This is a genomic window from Streptomyces monomycini (genome assembly GCF_022271435.1).
In the GTDB taxonomy this organism is placed as follows: Bacteria; Actinomycetota; Actinomycetes; order Streptomycetales; family Streptomycetaceae; genus Streptomyces; species Streptomyces monomycini.
Genome location: NZ_JAFIQY010000002.1, coordinates 11,916 through 28,941, shown reverse-complemented (window position 1 = coordinate 28,941; position 17,026 = coordinate 11,916). Strand labels below are relative to the sequence as shown.

Here is a 17,026-nt window from a genome sequence, read left to right as displayed (position 1 = left end):
GCCGCGCGACCCGTGGGCGCCGCCGGAGGACCGGAGCCCGCGGCCCGCGTCGCCGGTGAGCGCTTCGGGTGCTGCGGGAGCTTCGGGCACTGCGGGAGGGGCGAGTGCTTCGGGCACCGCGGACGGGCCCGCTGCCTCCGGGGGTCCGAACGGTTCCGACGTGCTGAGCAAGCCGGTGGCTCCGGGCGGCCGGTACGACGTGCCGCCGCCGCCACCCGCGCCGGGGGCGGCGGGTACGGACGCGCCTTCCGGTCCCTCCGGTTCCGGAGTGCCGCCCATATCCGGCACCGGGGCGGACGGGCAGCAGCCCGAAGCCCCGGACGGCACCACTCAGCTTCCCTACGGCGCTGCCCAGCCCCCTTGCGGCCCTTCCGGCCCGGGCGTTGCGCTGTACCCCGGCGGCAACCCGGGGCAGCACCTGCCGCCCGGCTATCAGCCCTACTGGGCGCCTGCCGGGCCGAACAACGGTTACGGCACGGCCGCTCTCGTCCTCGGGATCGTCGGTGCCACCCTCTGCTTCACGATCGTGTTCGGCGTCCTCCTCGGTGTGCTCGCGATCATTTTCGGCGCTCTCGGGCGCGGGAAGGTGTCCAGGGGCGAGGCGGACAACGGCGGAAGCGCGCTGGCCGGGATGGTGCTGGGCGGTGTGGCGCTGCTGCTGAGCGGGGTCATGCTCTGCTGGGTCGTGATGGCGTACGCCACCGATCCGGGCGACGACGACCCGTGGTACCCCGGCTACTACGGCGACAGCTCCGGCGGCTCGACCTCCGGAGGCGGCTCGGGCGGCGGCTCCTCCGGCGGCTCCGGTGCCGACGACGACGGTCCGGACACGTACCAAGCCGCGCCCGCCCCCGGCCCGCGCACCTTCGAGGCCGTGTCCGCCGACCCGGCCGCGGTTCCCGCCCTGCCGGCGCACTCCCGCGGCCGGCTCGTCGTCTCCGCCTAGCCCTTCGCGGACGCCACTCCCGTCCCCGGCCCCATTCCCGTTCCCGTCCCGGCCTCCGCTCCTGTCGCCGTTGCCCTCTCCGCTTCCGCGGCCAGCCGCTGGCGCGCCTCCATCAAGGCGAAGCCGAGCAGGTTGAGGCCGCGCCAGCGTGCCGGGTCCGGTGCGCGCTCGTCGTCGGCGGCCAGGCCGATGCCCCATATCCGGTCCGTCGGGCTGGCCTCGACGAGGACGCGGGAGCCGGTGCCGAGCAGGTAGTCGCGCAGGGCGGGGTCCTGGCCGAACTTGTGCACGTTGCCGTCGACCACGAACCCGAAGCGGTGCCGCTCCCACTCCGCGTGGTCGAAGCCGCGCACCGAGCGGCCGGCGTCCTTCGCCTGCTTCGGGTGGATGGCGGACACCGCCCGCCGCTCCGCCTCGGGGTCGCCGAACAACCGGGCCTTGCAGGCCATCATCCAGTGCTCGGCGGTGGCGTACCGCACGCCGTCGACCGTGAACGGAGCGGGCCACCACTGGCTGAAGCAGCTCGCCCCGAGCTGCCCGTCGCGGCGTGGCGCATGGCCCCAGAAGAAGATGTATGCGTGCCGCTTTCCCGCGGCCGCCCCGGCGGTCAGCTCCGCCACCGACCGCGGCCCGTCGGCCCCGGCAGGCGCCGCCCCCACCGGGCCCGCCCCGGTCTCCGCCGCGCCTGCCCCGTCCTGTCCCGCTGCCTCGTTCATCCCCGTACCCCCCGTGCCGTCGTGCATCATGCCGGGATTCTGTCAGCGGGCACTGACAACGTGTCGGGGTGCCCCACGACGGAAATCGCAGAATCCGTCGCGTAACCAAAAGGCAACAACGGAATCACTTGTTGAGGCCCTGTCCCTCTGTCAAGATCAGCCATCAATTCCGGAAAGAGCTACGCCTGGATGTGCCGCCGAGCGGCCCCGGCGCCCGGCGGAGGAGAGCACCATGGTTCAGCGATTCGACGTGCACGAACGTTTCGCCGAGGGCGCGCAGTACCTCGCCGGCGAGCTCCGGGACGGCAGTTCCGGCCGCAGCCAGCAGGTGGTCGATCCGGCCACCGGCGAGCAGGTGTTCAGCTACCGGCTGGCCTCGACGGCGGACGTGGACACGGCCGTACGGGCCGCGGCGGACGCCTTCCCCGGCTGGGCGGGCGCGACCCCGGGCGAGCGCTCAAACGCCCTGCACCGCTTCGCCGCCGTCCTGGGCGAACGGGCCGGCGAGCTGGCGTACGCCGAGTCGCTGCAGTGCGGCAAGCCGGTCAAGCTCAGCGAGGAGTTCGACGTACCGGGCTCGGTCGACAACGCGGCCTTCTTCGCGGGCGCCGCGCGGCATCTGGAGGGCAGGTCGGCGGGGGAGTACAGCCCCGGCCACACCTCCGTGGTCCGCCGCGAGCCCATCGGCGTCGTCGGCTCGATCGCGCCGTGGAACTACCCGTTGCAGATGGCGGCCTGGAAGGTGCTGCCGGCCATCGCCGCGGGCAACACGATCGTCCTGAAGCCCGCCGAGATCACGCCGCTGACCTCCTTGATGTTCGCGCAGGCGGCCACCGAGGCGGGTATCCCGGACGGCGTGCTCAACATCGTCTCCGGCGCGGGCCGGGAGGCCGGCGAGCACCTGGCCGCCCACCCCGACGTCGCCATGACCTCCTTCACCGGCTCGACGGCGGTCGGCAAGCGGGTCGCCGAGATCGCCACGAGCACCGTCAAACGGCTGCACCTCGAACTCGGCGGCAAGGCGCCCTTCGTGGTCTTCGACGACGCCGACCTGGAGGCGGCGGTGCACGGCGCGGTGGCCGGCGCCCTGATCAACTCCGGGCAGGACTGCACCGCCGCCACCCGCGCCTACGTACAGCGCCCGCTGTACGACGCGTTCGTCAGCGGCGTCGCCGACCTGATGGCGACCGTACGGCTCGGTGACCCGTTCGACCCGGCCACCGATCTCGGCCCGCTGGTCTCGCACACCCAGCGCGACCGGGTCGCCGGTTTCGTCGAGCGCGCCCGGTCCTACGCCACCGTCGTCACGGGCGGCGAGGCGCCCCAGGGCGACCTGGCCAAGGGCGCGTACTACCGGCCCACGCTCATCACGGGCGCCGCGCAGGACAGCGAGGCCGTACAGCAGGAGATCTTCGGCCCGGTGCTGGTCGTGCTGCCCTTCGACAGCGACGACGAGGGCATCGCGCTCGCCAACGACACCCCGTACGGCCTGGCGGCCTCCGCCTGGAGCCGGGACGTCTACCGCACCGGCCGCGCCTCCCGCGAGATCAAGGCGGGCTGCGTCTGGGTCAACGACCACATCCCGATCCTCAGCGAGATGCCGCACGGCGGCTACAAGGCCAGTGGCTTCGGCAAGGACATGTCCGCGTACTCCTTCGAGGACTACACGCAGGTCAAGCACGTCATGTACGACAACACCGGGGCCGCGAGGAAGGACTGGCACCGGACCGTCTTCGGGGACCGCGCCTGACGCGGAACGGCCATCGTCACCGGCTGACCACCGGGCTCATCAGGAAAGGGCACCGCGTATGGAGGACAGTCAGCAGCCCGGGAGCCTGTCGCCGCCCGAACTCGCCGCCGTACGGCGCAGCCTCACCGACGGCCGGATGGCCATGACCCGGCGGTCGCTGCTGCGCGCGTCCGGGGCGGGGGCGCTCACGCTCGGCGGTCTCGGCGCGCTGTCGGCCTGCGGCATCCCGCCCGCGGGCCGTACGGACGCCGGACGGTCCGTGGACCACTCCGGGCAGGAGAAACGTCTCGTCTTCTCCAACTGGACGGAGTATCTGGACGTCGGCGACGACGGCAGCCGGCCTACCCTGGACGCCTTCACCCGCCGTACCGGGATCACGGTGAAGTACACCGAGGACATCAACGACAACGACGAGTTCTTCGGCAAGATCCAGGCGCAGCTCGCGGCCGGTCAGGACACCGGCCGGGACCTGATCGTGCTGACGGACTGGATGTGCGCGCGGATGATCTCGCTGGGCTGGATCCAGCGGCTGGACCAGGGGAATCTTCCGCACGCGTCCGACCGTCTCGCACAGCAGTTCCGCGCTCCGGACTGGGACCCCGGGCGGGCCCATTCCTATCCCTGGACGGGTATTCCGGCGGTCATCGCGTACAACGCGAAGGCCACCGAGGGGCGCACGGTCGATTCCGTCAGCCAATTGCTCGACGATCCTCAGCTCAAGGGGCGGGTCGGATTCCTCTCGGAGATGCGGGACAGCGTCGGACTGACGCTCCTGGACATGGGAAAGCGGCCCGAGGACTGCACGGCCGACGATTTCGACGCGGCCGTCGCCCGGCTGCAGAAGGGCGTGGACGGCCGGCAGATCCGCCGTTTCACCGGCAACGACTACATCAACGACCTCAGCAAGGGAGACCTCGCGGCCTGCGTGGCCTGGGCCGGGGACGTCGTCCAGTTGCAGCAGGACAACCCGGACGTCAAGTACGCCGTGCCGAAGGCCGGATACATGACGTCGACGGACAACCTGATGGTGCCGAACCGGGCCCGGCACAAGAAGAACGCCGAGCGTCTCATCGACTACTGCTACGAGCCGAAGGTGGCGGCGCGGATCGCTGCTTACATCAATTACGTGTGCCCGGTCGACGGGGTACGCGAGGAACTGGCGAAGATCGACCGGGACCTGGCGGACAATCCGCTGATCCTCCCGGACCGGGAGATGGCCGCCAGGTCGCATTCCTTCCGGGCCCTGAACGCCGGGGAGAGCAAGGAATTCACCCAGAAATTCGCCGATCTGACGGGCGCCTGAGAAGGCTTCGGGCCCGGCCCGCCTCCTGAACCGGCCCCGGAACCGCCCCGGTGCCTGAAAAGGCGACGGACCGGCTCGCCCGGGTCCGCCCCGCCCCGCCCTCCGACCCACGGGACCACCCATGACACAGACCTCCGGTGGCGACGTCCGCCTCTCCGGGATCAGCAAGACGTACGGCTCCTTCACCGCCGTCCACCCGCTCGACCTGACGGTCCCGGCGGGCTCCTTCTTCGCGCTGCTGGGCGCCTCCGGCTGCGGCAAGACCACCACCCTGCGCATGATCGCGGGCCTGGAGGACCCGTCCGCCGGCACCGTCGAGCTGGACGGCCGGGACATCACCGCGCTGCCCCCGTACAAGCGCCCGGTCAACACCGTCTTCCAGAACTACGCGCTCTTCCCGCACCTGGACATCTTCGAGAACATCGCGTTCGGTCTGCGCCGCCGCGGCATCAAAACCGTGAAGAAACAGGTCGAGGAGATGCTCGACCTGGTCGAACTCGGTCCGATGGCGCGCCGTAAACCCACGCAGCTCTCCGGCGGCCAGCAGCAGCGCGTCGCGGTGGCCCGCGCCCTGATCAACCACCCGCAGGTGCTCCTCCTGGACGAGCCGCTCGGCGCCCTCGACCTCAAACTGCGCCGCCAGATGCAGCTCGAACTCAAACGCATCCAGACCGAGGTCGGCATCACCTTCGTGCACGTCACCCACGACCAGGAGGAGGCCATGACCATGGCCGACACGGTCGCGGTGATGAACGGCGGCCGGGTCGAGCAGCTCGGCGCCCCCGCCGACCTGTACGAGAACCCCGGCACCACCTTCGTCGCCAACTTCCTGGGCACCTCCAACCTCATCGAGGCCGAGGTGGTGACGGCCGGCGGCGACGACCTGCTGCTCACCGCGGGCGGCAGCAAGCTGCGGCTGCCCGCCGGACGATGTCGCGCCACGGCCCGCACCGGCGGCACGGTCCTCGCGGGCGTACGGCCGGAGAAGATCAGCCTCGCGCACGCCGGTGACGCCGGCACGATCGCCGACGGCCGCAACCGGCTGACCGGCCGCATCGCCCACGCCGGGTTCCTCGGCGTCAGCACCCAGTACGTCGTCGAGACCCCGGGCGCCGGACGCCTCGCCGTCTACGAGCAGAACGTCGAACGCGACGCGCGCCTGGCGCCCGGCGCCGAGGTCGTCCTGCACTGGAACCCCGCGCACACCTTCGGCCTGGACGCCTCCCAGGACATCGGGGCCGGCGCGGACACCGGCGAGGAGACGGCATGACGACGGCCACCGAGGCGCCACCACCCGCCTCCGCGGACGCGCCCGGGGGCCGGGCACGCGGCACGCGCAAGCGGCTCGTCCCGTACTGGCTGTTGCTGCCCGGCATCCTGTGGCTGGTCGTCTTCTTCGCCGCCCCGCTCGTCTACCAGGCGTCCACGTCGGTGCAGACCGGCTCCCTCGAAGAGGGCTTCAAGGTCACCTGGCACTTCGCCGCCTACTGGGACGCGCTCGGCGCGTACTGGCCGCAGTTCCTGCGCTCGGTCGGCTACGCGGCCACCGCGACCGTGCTCTGCCTGGTCCTGGGCTACCCGCTCGCGTACCTCATCGCCTTCAAGGCGGGCCGCTGGCGCAACGTCGTGATGATCCTGGTCATCGCCCCGTTCTTCACCAGCTTCCTGATCCGCACGCTGGCCTGGAAGACGATCCTGGCGGACGGCGGCCCGGTGGTCGGCGTACTGAACTCGCTGCACGTCCTGGACGTGACCAGCTGGCTCGGGCTGACCGAGGGGCAGCGGGTGCTGGCCACGCCGCTGGCGGTGGTCTGCGGCCTGACGTACAACTTCCTGCCGTTCATGGTGCTGCCGCTCTACACCTCGCTGGAGCGCATCGACCCCCGGCTGCACGAGGCCGCCGGCGACCTGTACGCGCGCCCGGTCACCACCTTCCGCCGGGTGACGTTCCCGCTGTCCATGCCCGGCGTGGTGGCCGGCACCCTGCTGACCTTCATTCCCGCGGCGGGCGACTACATCAACGCCGAACTGCTCGGCTCCACCGACCAGAAGATGATCGGCAACGTCATCCAGTCGCAGTTCCTGCGCGTCCTGGACTACCCGACCGCCGCCGCGCTCTCCTTCATCCTCATGGCGGCCATCCTCGCCATGGTCACGCTCTACATCCGCAAGTCCGGGACGGAGGACCTGGTCTGATGGCCGTGCTCCGGTGGCTGCGCCGCCACCTCGTCGTGCTCGCGGGCCTCGGCACGCTCGGGTACCTGATCCTGCCCAACCTCGTCGTCCTGGTCTTCTCGTTCAACAAGCCCAACGGCCGCTTCAACTACGCGTGGCAGCGCTTCTCCGCGGACGCCTGGGCCGATCCTTGCGGCGTCGCCGACCTGTGCGGATCGCTGGGCCTGAGCCTGCGGATCGCGCTCTGGGCGACGGCCGGCGCGACCGTACTGGGCACCATGATCGCCTTCGCGCTGGCCCGCTACCGCTTCCGGGCCCGGCCCGCCGTCAACACCCTGATCTTCCTGCCGATGGCGATGCCCGAGGTGGTGATGGCCGCCTCGCTGGCCACCCTCTTCCTCAACATGGGCATCCGCTTCGGTTTCTGGACGATCCTGATCGCGCACATCATGTTCTGCCTGAGTTTTGTCGTCACTGCGGTCAAGGCCCGCGTGATGAGCATGGACCCGCGCCTGGAACAGGCGGCCCAGGATCTCTACGCGTCCCCCGCGCAGACGTTCCTGCGCGTGACGCTGCCGATCGCCGCCCCCGGCATCGCGGCGGGCGCGCTGCTCTCCTTCGCGCTGTCCTTCGACGACTTCATCATCACCAACTTCAACGCCGGCTCCACCGTGACGTTCCCCATGTTCGTCTGGGGATCGGCGCAGCGTGGCACACCCGTTCAGATCAATGTCATCGGAACGGCGATGTTCCTCATCGCCGTGCTCTGCGTCCTGGGAGGGCAACTGCTCTCCGGACGCCGGAAGAGGAGCTGAGAAACATGGCACGAGCTGCCATGAGCACCCCCGCCCACGCCCTCGCGGACGCCGCGCCGGTCTCCTTCTGGCTGGACGACGCGGACCGTCCGGCCGCCCTGCCCGCCCTCGTCGGCGACGAACGCACCGATCTGCTCGTCGTCGGCGGCGGCTACTCCGGCCTGTGGACCGCGCTGATCGCCAAGGAACGCGACCCCGGACGCGACGTCGTCCTCGTGGAGGGCCAGGAGGTCGGCTGGGCCGCGTCCGGCCGCAACGGGGGCTTCTGCGCCGCCTCCCTGACCCACGGTCTCGGCAACGGCCTGGACCGCTGGCCGGACGAGCTGACGAAGCTGGAGGAACTGGGCGCCCGCAACCTCGACGCCATCGAGGACACCGTCGCCCGCCACGGCATCGACTGCGCCTTCGAACGCACCGGCGAGATCGACATCGCCACCGAACCCCACCAGGTCGCCGAGCTGAAGGAAGGCGCCGAACAGGCCGCGCGACTGGGGCTGTCCGGGGTGGAATTCCTCGACCGCGAGGCGCTGCGCGAGCACGTCGTCTCGCCGACGTTCCTGGCCGGCCTCTGGAACCGTACGGGCGTCGCCATGCTCAACCCGGCCCGCCTCGCCTGGGGGCTGAAGAAGGCCTGCCTGGACCTCGGCGTGCGGATCTACGAGCACACGCCCGCCACCGCCCTCGCCGCCGACGGCGTGGGCATGGCCGCCCGCACCCCGTACGGCCGGGTCTTCGCCCGCCGGATCGCCCTCGGCACCAACGTCTTCCCGTCCCTGGTGCGCCGCGTCCGCCCGTACGTCGTGCCCGTCTACGACCACGTGCTGATGACCGAGCCGCTCTCCGCCGAACAGCAGGCGGCGATCGGCTGGCAGGGCCGCCAGGGCCTGTCCGACAGCAACCACCACTTCCACTACTTCCGCCGTACCGCCGACCACCGCATCCTGTGGGGCGGCTACGACGCCGTCTACCGCTTCAACGCGGCGGTCCGGGCCGAGTACGACCACCGCCCCGCCACGTACGAGAAGCTGGCCCGGCACTTCTTCCAGTGCTTCCCCCAGCTGGACGGCCTGCGCTTCACCCACGCCTGGGGCGGTGCCATCGACACCTGCTCGCGTTTCTCCGCCTTCTTCGGCACCGCGCACGCCGGGCGGGTCGCCTACGCCGCCGGGTACACCGGCCTGGGCGTGGGCGCCACCCGCTTCGGGGCCGAGGTGATGCTCGACCTCCTGGCGGGGGAGCGGACCGAACGCACCGAGCTGGAGATGGTCCGCAGGAAGCCGCTGCCGTTCCCGCCGGAGCCGCTGCGCTGGGCCGGGATCGGGCTGACGCAGTGGTCGATGACGCGGGCCGACACCCACGGCGGCCGGCGCAACCTGTGGCTGCGCGCGATGGACAAGGCCGGGCTGGGCTTCGACAGCTGAGGGCCGGCAGGTCCTGGTGGGGCCCGGGCAGGCCCCGGAGGGGCGCGTTCCGTACCCGGCCGGTGTCCGGGCCCCGCCGCCCGCCCCTCCCGCGCGCCGGTACACCACTCCGCGCCCCCGCTTGCTCCCGCCTTCCGCGAAAAACCCCGGCAAACCCGTGTAAGGATGCCGCCTCCGCCGCCTCTCACCGGGCGGACAGCGGTCCGAGGGGACCGCGGAAGCGAGGAGACATGGACGCCGCGGGGGCGAAGAACGCAGTGGAGTGGCTGGTGACGGCGGCAGCGGACCCGGACGCCTGCCGGTGGGAATGGGAGCGCAACCCCCTCGGGGTCGCCCTGCTCCCGGCCGGCCGGCTCTGGGACGTGCTGATCGTGCCCGGCGCCCTGGGACGCCCGACCCTGGACGTACTGACCCGCGTACTGGAGCTGCCGGGGCCGGTCCTCGCGGACTTCGGGGACACCCGTACGGGATTCTTCGTGCCGCCGGGCACCGCGGCGCGCTGGCTCGGTACGGGCGTGCGCGGCGCGGGCGACGGCAGCTGGATCGTGGTGCCGTACCCGGGGCGGGCGACCGGCGGGGTGCGCTGGCTGGTCGTCCCGGACGGCACCGGCCGGCTCACCGAACCGGTCGTGCTCGAACTGGCGATGCACGAGGCCGCCGCACGGCTCGCCGGAGACCGGTGAGGGAACCGGCGCGGCAGCACCGTGAGACAGGACACAGCCGCGCTTTCCCCGGCGCGACGTTGAGTCGTGCGGCCCCCGCATCCGTGGTCCCGGGTGGGACGTCCGACAGGGCTCCCCGGCGGGCCGGGCGTGTGGGGCGCCCGCCGTCGTAGTCAGGTGCCGCATCTCAGGGGGGAATCATGCGCACGTCGGAGTACGTTCTCGGAAGGCTGGGCGTCGAACCGGCGACGGAATCGGTCTACCGCGCCCTGCTGGCCCAACCGCACGCCTCGGCCGCGGAATTGGCAGCCCGTACGGGAATGACCGGGCAGGAGGCCGAGCGGGCCCTCGGCCGGCTGGCCGGCCTCGCCCTGGCGCACCCTTCCACGGAACACCCCGGGCGGCTCTATGCGGTGAGCCCGCGCCTGGGCATGGACATTCTGCTCGCCCGGCAGCAGGCCGAACTCGCCGCGCAGCAGCAGCGCGTGGAGGAAAGCCGGGCGGCCGCCGCCCGGCTCGTCTCCGAATTCGCCACGCACCAGCATTCCGTCACCGACCACGGGGTGTTCCGCGTCCTGGGAGCCGACCGGATCAGCGACCACGTACGGGAAATCGGCACCCTCGCCGAAGAGGAATTGCAGGTGTTCGCCGCCGGGCAGCCGTACCCGTCGTCCGACGCGTCCGCCGCCCCGCGCCTGCACGAGGACCTGCTCGCTCGCGGCATCCGGATACGCACCGTCTGCCTCGACAGCGCCCGCAACGATCCGGACGCCGTGGCCCACGCCGAACGGCTGGCGGCGGCCGGCGCGGAGGTCCGTACCGCCGCCGTGCTCCCCACCCGCATGGTCGTCGTCGACCGCCGTTCCGCGCTCGTCTTCACGGCCGGCGAGGGCGCCACGGAGGCCGCCGTCGCCGTGAGGGTGCCGGGCGTCGTGGCCGCGCTGAGCACGCTGTTCGACGCCGTGTGGGCAGCGGCGGAACGGCTGGGCCCACCGCCGTCCCGGCGCGCGGCGGACGGCTTCACCCGGCAGCACCTCGCCGCGCTGCAACTGCTCGCCGAGGGCCACACGGACGCCACGGTCGCCCGGCGGCTGGGCGTCTCGGCCCGGACGGCGCGCCGGATCGCGACCGACGCGATGACGGGGATGAAGGCGCGCAGCCGGTTCCAGGCCGGGGTGCTCGCCGCTCAGCTGGGCTACCTGCCGGCGTCGTCTCCCGAGGTGCAGCGCACCGCGTGAAGCGGACAGGCCGGCCGGTGGCAGGGCACCGGCCGGCCTGTCCCCGTCCGCCGCCGCAGGGCCCGGCCGTGGACCGAAAGGGACACGGCCGGTTCGGTCCACCGGCCGCCCCTTTTCCCGTACGGCGGCCGGTCCGACACTCCCTTTCATGAAGGCTCTGGTGTTGTCCGGCGGAACGGGAACCCGGCTCCGCCCATTCACGTACTCGATGCCCAAGCAATTGATCCCGATTGCGGGCAAGCCGGTTCTGCGGCACGTCCTGGAAAACATCCGGGAATGCGGTGTCACCGACATCGGCATCGTCCTGTGCGCCCGGGACCGGCACATCGCGGCGGCTTTCGGCGACGGTGCGGATCTCGGCGTACGGCTCACATATCTGCGCCAGGAACAGCCCCTGGGGCTGGCGCACTGCGTGGCCCTCGGCCGGGAATTCCTCGGCGCGGAGGATTTCGTGCTGTACCTCGGCGACACCGTGCTGCCCGAGGGGATCGGCGCGCTCGCCGCGGAATTCGCCGCCCGCCGCCCGGCCGCGCAGCTGGCGGTCCAGAAGGTGCCCGACCCGCGCCGGTTCGGCGTCGCCGAACTGGACGCGGACGGCGCGGTGGTGCGGCTGACGGAGAAACCCGAGCGGCCGCGCAGCGACCTCGCGCTGGTCGGCGTCTACTTCTTCACCGCCGCGGTGCACCGTGCGGTGGCCGCGACCGGGCCGGGGCCGCGCGGCGAACGGGAGATCACCGATGCCGTGCAGCGCCTGATCACCGCGGGCGCCGAGGTCCGGGCGGCGGAGTACGGCGGCTACTGGCGCGACACCGGCCGCGTCGAGGACGTCCTCGCCTGCAACCGCAGGCTGCTGGAGGGCGTCCGGCCCGCGGTGGCGGGCACCGTGGACGCCGCGAGCCGGCTGACCGGGCCCGTCGTGGTCGAGGCCGGGGCGCGGGTGACCCGCTCGCGGATCGAGGGCCCCGCGCTGGTCGGCGCGGGCAGCGTCGTCGAGGACAGCCGCATCGGCCCGTACACCTCCCTCGGCCGCGACTGCGTGCTGCGCCGGGCCGGGGTGGCGGACTCCATCGCCCTCGACGGTGTCCGCGTCGACCGGGTCGGCGGCGTGCACGGCTCGCTGATCGGCCGCGCCGCCCGCATCGGCCCCGGCGACGGCCGGCACCGGCTGCTGGTGGGCGACGACACCCGCGTCGAGGTGGCCGGGTGAGGCTCCTGGTCACCGGCGGCGCCGGGTTCGTCGGCTCGCACTACGTCCGGACGCTCCTCGGCGGCGGCTTCGGGGAGCACGGTGACGCGGACACCCGCGTCACCGTGCTGGACCTGCTCACCTACGCCGGGAACCGCGCCAGCCTGCCCGCCCGCCACCCCCGCCTGGACTTCGTCCGCGGCGACATCGGCGACCTGCCGCTGCTGCTCTCCCTGCTGCCCGGCCACGACGCCGTACTGCACTTCGCGGCCGAGTCGCACGTCGACCGCTCACTCGACCCGGACACCGCGCCCGACTTCGTCCGCACCAACGTCCTCGGCACCCGGACGCTCCTCGACGCCTGTCTGCGCACCGGTGTCCCCCGGGTGGTGCACATCTCCACCGACGAGGTCTACGGCTCCATCGAACGCGGCGCGTGGACCGAGGACCAGCCGGTGGCGCCGCGGTCCCCGTACGCGGCGTCCAAGGCGGCCGCCGACCTGTTCGCGCTGGCCTGCCACCACACCCACGGGCTGGACGTGTCCGTCACCCGCTGCTGCAACACCTACGGCCCCTACCAGCACCCCGAGAAGCTCGTCCCGCGCTTCGTCACCCACCTCCTGGAGGGCCGCGACCTGCCCCTGTACGGGGACGGCGGCAACGTCCGCGAATGGCTGCACGTCGACGACCACTGCCGGGCCGTCCACCGGGTGCTCCACCACGGCCGGGCCGGCGAGATCTACCACGTCGGCGACGGCACGCCCCGCACCAACCTCGCGCTGACCGGCGAACTGCTGCGGCTGTGCGGCGCCGGCTGGTCCAGTGTCCGCCGGGTGCCCGACCGCAAGGGCCACGACCGGCGGTACGCGCTCGACGCGACCAAGATCCGCGCGGAGCTGGGCCACCGCCCGCGCACCGGCTTCGACCGCGGCCTGGCCGACACCGTGGCCTGGTACCGCGACAACCCCGACTGGTGGAAGGAGGCGGCCCACCGATGACCACCCGCGTGTGGGACTACCTGGCCGAGTACGAGGAGGAACGGGCGGACGTGCTGGACGCCGTCGACACGGTCTTCCGCTCCGGGCAGCTCGTGCTCGGCGCGAGCGTGCGCGGCTTCGAGGCCGAGTACGCCGCCTGGCACGGCACCGGGCACTGCGTGGGCGTCGACAACGGCACCAACGCCGTCACCCTCGCCCTCCAGGCGCTCGGCATCCGCCCCGGCGACGAGGTGGTGACCGTCTCCAACACCGCGGCGCCCACCGTACTGGCCATCGACGCGGCCGGCGCCGTCCCCGTCTTCGTCGACGTGCACCCGGACACGTACCTCATGGACACCGGGCAGCTCGCGGCGGCCGTGACCGGCCGCACCCGCGCGCTGCTGCCCGTGCATCTCTACGGGCAGTGCGTGGACATGGCGCCCCTCCGGGCTGTCGCCGAGGCGCACGGCCTGGCCGTACTGGAGGACTGCGCCCAGGCGCACGGCGCACGCCACCACGGCCGCCTCGCGGGAACCCTCGGCGACGCGGCGGCGTTCTCCTTCTACCCGACCAAGGTCCTCGGCGCGTACGGCGACGGCGGCGCGGTCCTCACGCGGCACGCGCAGGTCGACGCCGCGCTGCGACGGCTGCGCTACTACGGCATGGCCGACCGCTACTACGTCCTCCGCACCCCCGGCCACAACAGCCGGCTCGACGAGGTGCACGCCGAGATCCTGCGCCGCAAACTGCGCCGCCTGGACCAATACGTCGCCGGCCGGCGCGCGGTGGCCGGGCGCTACGAAGAAGCGCTGGCAGGCAGCGCTCTGGTGCTGCCCGCCACGGCCTCCGGCAACGAGCACGTGTATTACGTGTACGTCGTCCGCCACCCCGAACGGGACCGCATCCTGCGGACTCTCAGGGAGCGTCACGACATCGCGCTCAACATCAGCTACCCGTGGCCCGTGCACACCATGACCGGCTTCGCCCACCTGGGCTGCCCACGGGGATCGCTGCCCGTCACCGAGGCGCTGGCCGGTGAGATCTTCTCGCTGCCGATGTACCCGTCGCTGCCGCGCGGTGTGCAGGACCGGGTGATCGAGGCGCTGCTCGGCGTGCTGGGGGAGCTGTGACGGCGGCGCCGATGGCGACCGGGCCCGTGACGGCCGCGCCCGTGACGGCCGCGCCTGAGACGGCCGCGCCTGAGACGGCCGCGCCTGAGACGGCCGCGCCTGAGACGGCCGCGCCTGAGACGTCCTCGTCCGAGACGTCCTCGTCCGAGACGACCTCGCCCCTGGTGTCCGGCCCGCTCGGCCGCTGGTTCGCCGAGGCCGGCGAGCGCAGGTACACCCGTACCCGGCGCATCCCGCTGGACGCCCTGGAGGGCTGGCACACCGCCGCCCGCACCGGCGATCTCGTCCACGACCGGGGCGCGTTCTTCACCGTCCGGGGACTGGACGTGTCGGCACCCGAAGGCCCGGTACCGCACTGGGCGCAGCCCATCCTCGACCAGCCCGAGACGGGCATCCTGGGCCTGCTGGCCAAGGACTTCGGTGGCCGGGCGCACTTCCTCGTGCAGGCCAAGCCCGAGCCGGGCAACGCGGGCGGCCTCCAGCTCGCGCCGACCGTGCAGGCCACCCGCTCCAACTTCACCCGGGCGCACGGCGGCCGGACGGTGCCCTACCTGCGCCACTTCCGCGATCCGTCGCCCCGCCGGCTGGTGGCGGACGTACGCCAGTCGGAACAGGGCGCCTGGTTCTACCGCAAGCGCAACCGCAACATGATCGTGCGCACGACGGAGGACGTCGAGGTGCTGCCGGGGTACCGGTGGATGACGCTGCCCCGCATCCACGCCCTGCTCGGGGCCGGTGACGTGGTCAACATGGACGCCAGGAGCGTGCTCGCCTGCCTGCCCCCGCCGCCGGGGACCGCGGGCCGCGCGCTGCACCCCGGGAGGGAGATCCTGCACTGGCTCACCGGCGTACGCAGCCGCGCCGGGTTGCGCACCCGGCCCGTACCGCTGGGCGGTCTGCCCGGCTGGCACCGCACCGAACACGCCGTCAGCCACGACACCGGCCGCTTCTTCGACGTCATCGCGGTCGAGGTACGGGCGGGCGGCCGGGAGGTGCGGCGCTGGACGCAGCCCATGCTGCGCCCGCACGGGACCGGTCTCATCGCCTTCCTCCTCACCCGCGTCGACGGCGTGCCGCACGTCCTGGTGCACGCCGCCGCCGAGCCGGGCAGCGTGGACGAGGCCGAGCTGACCGCGACGGTGTGCTGCACACCGGAGAACTACGACGTGCTGCCGCCCGGGGCGCGCCCGCCCTTCCTCGACGAGGTCCTGGCCGCGCCGCCGGAGCGGGTGCTCTTCGACGCCCTCCTGTCGGAGGAGGGCGGCCGCTTCCACCACGCGCTCAACCGCTACCTGATCGTGGCGGTGGACGGGCCCGGACCGTACGAGGACGCCGGAACCCACCGGTGGATGACCGCGCACCAGCTCTCCGCCCTGCTGCGGCACAGCCACTACGTCACCGTCCAGGCCCGCACCCTGCTGACCTGCCTGCGCAGCCTGACCGGCCCGAACCCGACCCTGGAGCGCTGACCGTGCCGACGTGCCGGATCTGCGGAACACCGCTGCACACCTTCCTCGACCTCGGCCACCACCCCCTGTCCTCGGCCTTCCCGGCACCCGCCGAGGCCCCGGGTGCCGCGTGCGACGCGTTCCGCTACCGCCTCGCCGTCGGGCGCTGCGAGCGCTGCGCTCTCGTCCAGCTCACCGACGACATCCCGCACGGGTACCGCCCGTACCCGGGCTATCCGTACCACTCGTCCGGCTCGACGGTGATGCGCGAGCACTTCCGCGCGACCGGACGGCACCTGCTGCGCACCGAACTGTCAGGAACGCACACCCCCTTCGCCGTCGAGGTCGGCTGCACGGACGGTGTCGTGCTGCGGTGCCTGGCGGACGCCGGGGTGCGCACCCTCGCCTTCGAGCCGTCCGGATACACCGGGCACGGCGGCATACGGGTGCACCGCGCCTTCCTCACCGCCGCTTCGGCCCGTGAGGCCGTCGCCGCCGAAGGCCCCGCCCAGATCGTGTACGCGGCCAACACCGTCTGCGACATCGCCGACCTGCCCGGACTCTTCGCGGGGCTGGACGAACTCCTCGCCCCGGGCGGCGTGTTCGTCTTCGAGGACCCGTACTTCGGCGAGATCGTCGGGCGCACCGCCTTCGACCAGTTCTACGACGAGCACCGGTACTACTTCACCGCGACCTCCGTACGCGCCCTGGCCGAACGGTTCGGCTTCCGGCTCGTCGGCATCGAACGGCTGCCGGTGCACGGCGGCCAGCTCCGCTACACCCTCGCCCGCGCCGGCCGCCGCCCGCCCTCCCCGGCCGTCGCGGAACTCCTGGCGGAGGAGGCGGGCCGGGGGCTGACGGACCCGGCGGTGCTCGCCGCCTTCGCGGGCCGGGTGGACGGCGTACGCGAAGACCTGGTGGCCCTCCTCGAAGAACTGCACGCCGCGGGCCGCACCGTCGCCGGATACGCGGCCACGGCCAAGAGCTGCACGGTGACCACCTACTGCGGCCTCGGCCCGCATCTGATCCCCTACATCTGCGACTCCACCCCGGCCAAACAGGGCAGGCTGACCCCCGGCGCCCGCATCCCGGTCCGCCCGCCCGACGCCTTCGCCGCGCCCTACCCGGACTACGCGCTGCTGTTCGCGTGGAACCACGCGGCGGAGATCATGGCCAGGGAGCGGGCGTTCCGGGCGGCGGGCGGGCGCTGGATCCTGTACGTCCCCGGGGTGCGCGTGGTGTGAGGCCGTGGGCCCGCA

At 72.7% G+C, this 17,026-nt stretch carries 15 protein-coding genes; 14 read left to right on the top strand and 1 reads right to left on the bottom strand.

The window, feature by feature from the left end; all coding sequences use genetic code 11:
• The first annotated feature begins 160 nt into the window (after window positions 1–160).
• The gene (locus tag JXZ78_RS02780) at window positions 161–946 is read left to right on the top strand and encodes a DUF4190 domain-containing protein (protein ID WP_050501986.1); all 786 of its coding nucleotides are present in this window, start codon (window positions 161–163) and stop codon (window positions 944–946) included.
• Here JXZ78_RS02780 and ybiA read toward each other — a convergent pair.
• Window positions 943–1,662, bottom strand: coding sequence for a riboflavin biosynthesis intermediates N-glycosidase (ybiA, locus tag JXZ78_RS02775; protein ID WP_078623918.1), 720 nt, complete (start codon window positions 1,660–1,662; stop codon window positions 943–945). The genes JXZ78_RS02780 and ybiA overlap by 4 nt on opposite strands.
• Window positions 1,663–1,894: 232 nt before the next feature.
• On the opposite strand from ybiA, the gene JXZ78_RS02770 reads away from it, so the two are divergent.
• From JXZ78_RS02770 to JXZ78_RS02710, 13 genes are all read left to right on the top strand, one after another.
• The gene (locus JXZ78_RS02770) at window positions 1,895–3,412 is read left to right on the top strand and encodes a gamma-aminobutyraldehyde dehydrogenase (protein WP_030017356.1); all 1,518 of its coding nucleotides are present in this window, start codon (window positions 1,895–1,897) and stop codon (window positions 3,410–3,412) included.
• Window positions 3,413–3,470: 58 nt separating this feature from the next.
• On the top strand, window positions 3,471–4,715 hold the full coding sequence (locus JXZ78_RS02765; protein WP_030017355.1) for an ABC transporter substrate-binding protein: 1,245 nt from the start codon (window positions 3,471–3,473) through the stop codon (window positions 4,713–4,715).
• A gap of 121 nt (window positions 4,716–4,836) precedes the next feature.
• The gene (locus JXZ78_RS02760) at window positions 4,837–5,985 is read left to right on the top strand and encodes an ABC transporter ATP-binding protein (RefSeq protein ID WP_030017354.1); all 1,149 of its coding nucleotides are present in this window, start codon (window positions 4,837–4,839) and stop codon (window positions 5,983–5,985) included.
• Entirely contained in the window at window positions 5,982–6,911 is a 930-nt protein-coding gene (locus tag JXZ78_RS02755; protein WP_030017353.1) for an ABC transporter permease, read from the top strand. The genes JXZ78_RS02760 and JXZ78_RS02755 overlap by 4 nt, the downstream gene beginning before the upstream one ends.
• Window positions 6,911–7,705, top strand: a complete 795-nt coding sequence (locus JXZ78_RS02750) for an ABC transporter permease (protein ID WP_030017352.1) — start codon at window positions 6,911–6,913, stop codon at window positions 7,703–7,705. The genes JXZ78_RS02755 and JXZ78_RS02750 overlap by 1 nt, the downstream gene beginning before the upstream one ends.
• A 5-nt stretch (window positions 7,706–7,710) precedes the next feature.
• Window positions 7,711–9,126 carry an NAD(P)/FAD-dependent oxidoreductase gene (locus JXZ78_RS02745; RefSeq protein WP_030017351.1) on the top strand — a complete coding sequence of 472 codons (1,416 nt, stop codon included), beginning with the start codon at window positions 7,711–7,713 and terminating at the stop codon, window positions 9,124–9,126.
• Window positions 9,127–9,356: 230 nt separating this feature from the next.
• Window positions 9,357–9,809 (top strand): bifunctional DNA primase/polymerase, encoded by a 453-nt coding sequence (locus JXZ78_RS02740; RefSeq protein WP_030017349.1) that lies wholly within the window; start codon window positions 9,357–9,359, stop codon window positions 9,807–9,809.
• Between the two features lie 179 nt (window positions 9,810–9,988).
• Window positions 9,989–11,026 carry a helix-turn-helix domain-containing protein gene (locus JXZ78_RS02735; protein ID WP_030017347.1) on the top strand — a complete coding sequence of 346 codons (1,038 nt, stop codon included), beginning with the start codon at window positions 9,989–9,991 and terminating at the stop codon, window positions 11,024–11,026.
• A 148-nt stretch (window positions 11,027–11,174) separates the two neighbouring features.
• Window positions 11,175–12,233, top strand: a complete 1,059-nt coding sequence (locus JXZ78_RS02730; RefSeq protein ID WP_030017346.1) for a glucose-1-phosphate thymidylyltransferase — start codon at window positions 11,175–11,177, stop codon at window positions 12,231–12,233.
• Window positions 12,230–13,210, top strand: coding sequence for a dTDP-glucose 4,6-dehydratase (rfbB, locus tag JXZ78_RS02725; RefSeq protein ID WP_030017345.1), 981 nt, complete (start codon window positions 12,230–12,232; stop codon window positions 13,208–13,210). The genes JXZ78_RS02730 and rfbB overlap by 4 nt, the downstream gene beginning before the upstream one ends.
• Window positions 13,207–14,319: a DegT/DnrJ/EryC1/StrS family aminotransferase gene (locus JXZ78_RS02720; protein WP_030017344.1), complete on the top strand. Its 1,113-nt coding sequence runs from the start codon at window positions 13,207–13,209 to the stop codon at window positions 14,317–14,319. Before rfbB ends, JXZ78_RS02720 begins: the two co-directional genes overlap by 4 nt.
• A gap of 41 nt (window positions 14,320–14,360) precedes the next feature.
• Window positions 14,361–15,788, top strand: a complete 1,428-nt coding sequence (locus JXZ78_RS02715) for an NDP-hexose 2,3-dehydratase family protein (protein WP_238782638.1) — start codon at window positions 14,361–14,363, stop codon at window positions 15,786–15,788.
• Window positions 15,785–17,011 carry a class I SAM-dependent methyltransferase gene (locus JXZ78_RS02710; RefSeq protein ID WP_208870089.1) on the top strand — a complete coding sequence of 409 codons (1,227 nt, stop codon included), beginning with the start codon at window positions 15,785–15,787 and terminating at the stop codon, window positions 17,009–17,011. Before JXZ78_RS02715 ends, JXZ78_RS02710 begins: the two co-directional genes overlap by 4 nt.
• Window positions 17,012–17,026 lie beyond the last annotated feature (15 nt).

Excerpts from the sequence above, each read along its gene's own strand:
- JXZ78_RS02720 (WP_030017344.1), top strand. The coding sequence starts at position 13,207 with ATGACCACCCGCGTGTGGGACTACCTGGCCGAGTACGAGGAGGAACGG.
- JXZ78_RS02735 (WP_030017347.1), top strand. The coding sequence starts at position 9,989 with ATGCGCACGTCGGAGTACGTTCTCGGAAGGCTGGGCGTCGAACCGGCG.
- JXZ78_RS02760 (WP_030017354.1), top strand. The coding sequence starts at position 4,837 with ATGACACAGACCTCCGGTGGCGACGTCCGCCTCTCCGGGATCAGCAAG.
- JXZ78_RS02730 (WP_030017346.1), top strand. The coding sequence starts at position 11,175 with ATGAAGGCTCTGGTGTTGTCCGGCGGAACGGGAACCCGGCTCCGCCCA.
- JXZ78_RS02770 (WP_030017356.1), top strand. The coding sequence starts at position 1,895 with ATGGTTCAGCGATTCGACGTGCACGAACGTTTCGCCGAGGGCGCGCAG.
- JXZ78_RS02750 (WP_030017352.1), top strand. The coding sequence starts at position 6,911 with ATGGCCGTGCTCCGGTGGCTGCGCCGCCACCTCGTCGTGCTCGCGGGC.
- JXZ78_RS02745 (WP_030017351.1), top strand. The coding sequence starts at position 7,711 with ATGGCACGAGCTGCCATGAGCACCCCCGCCCACGCCCTCGCGGACGCC.
- JXZ78_RS02740 (WP_030017349.1), top strand. The coding sequence starts at position 9,357 with ATGGACGCCGCGGGGGCGAAGAACGCAGTGGAGTGGCTGGTGACGGCG.
- JXZ78_RS02755 (WP_030017353.1), top strand. The coding sequence starts at position 5,982 with ATGACGACGGCCACCGAGGCGCCACCACCCGCCTCCGCGGACGCGCCC.
- ybiA (WP_078623918.1), bottom strand. The coding sequence starts at position 1,662 with ATGAACGAGGCAGCGGGACAGGACGGGGCAGGCGCGGCGGAGACCGGG.
- JXZ78_RS02765 (WP_030017355.1), top strand. The coding sequence starts at position 3,471 with ATGGAGGACAGTCAGCAGCCCGGGAGCCTGTCGCCGCCCGAACTCGCC.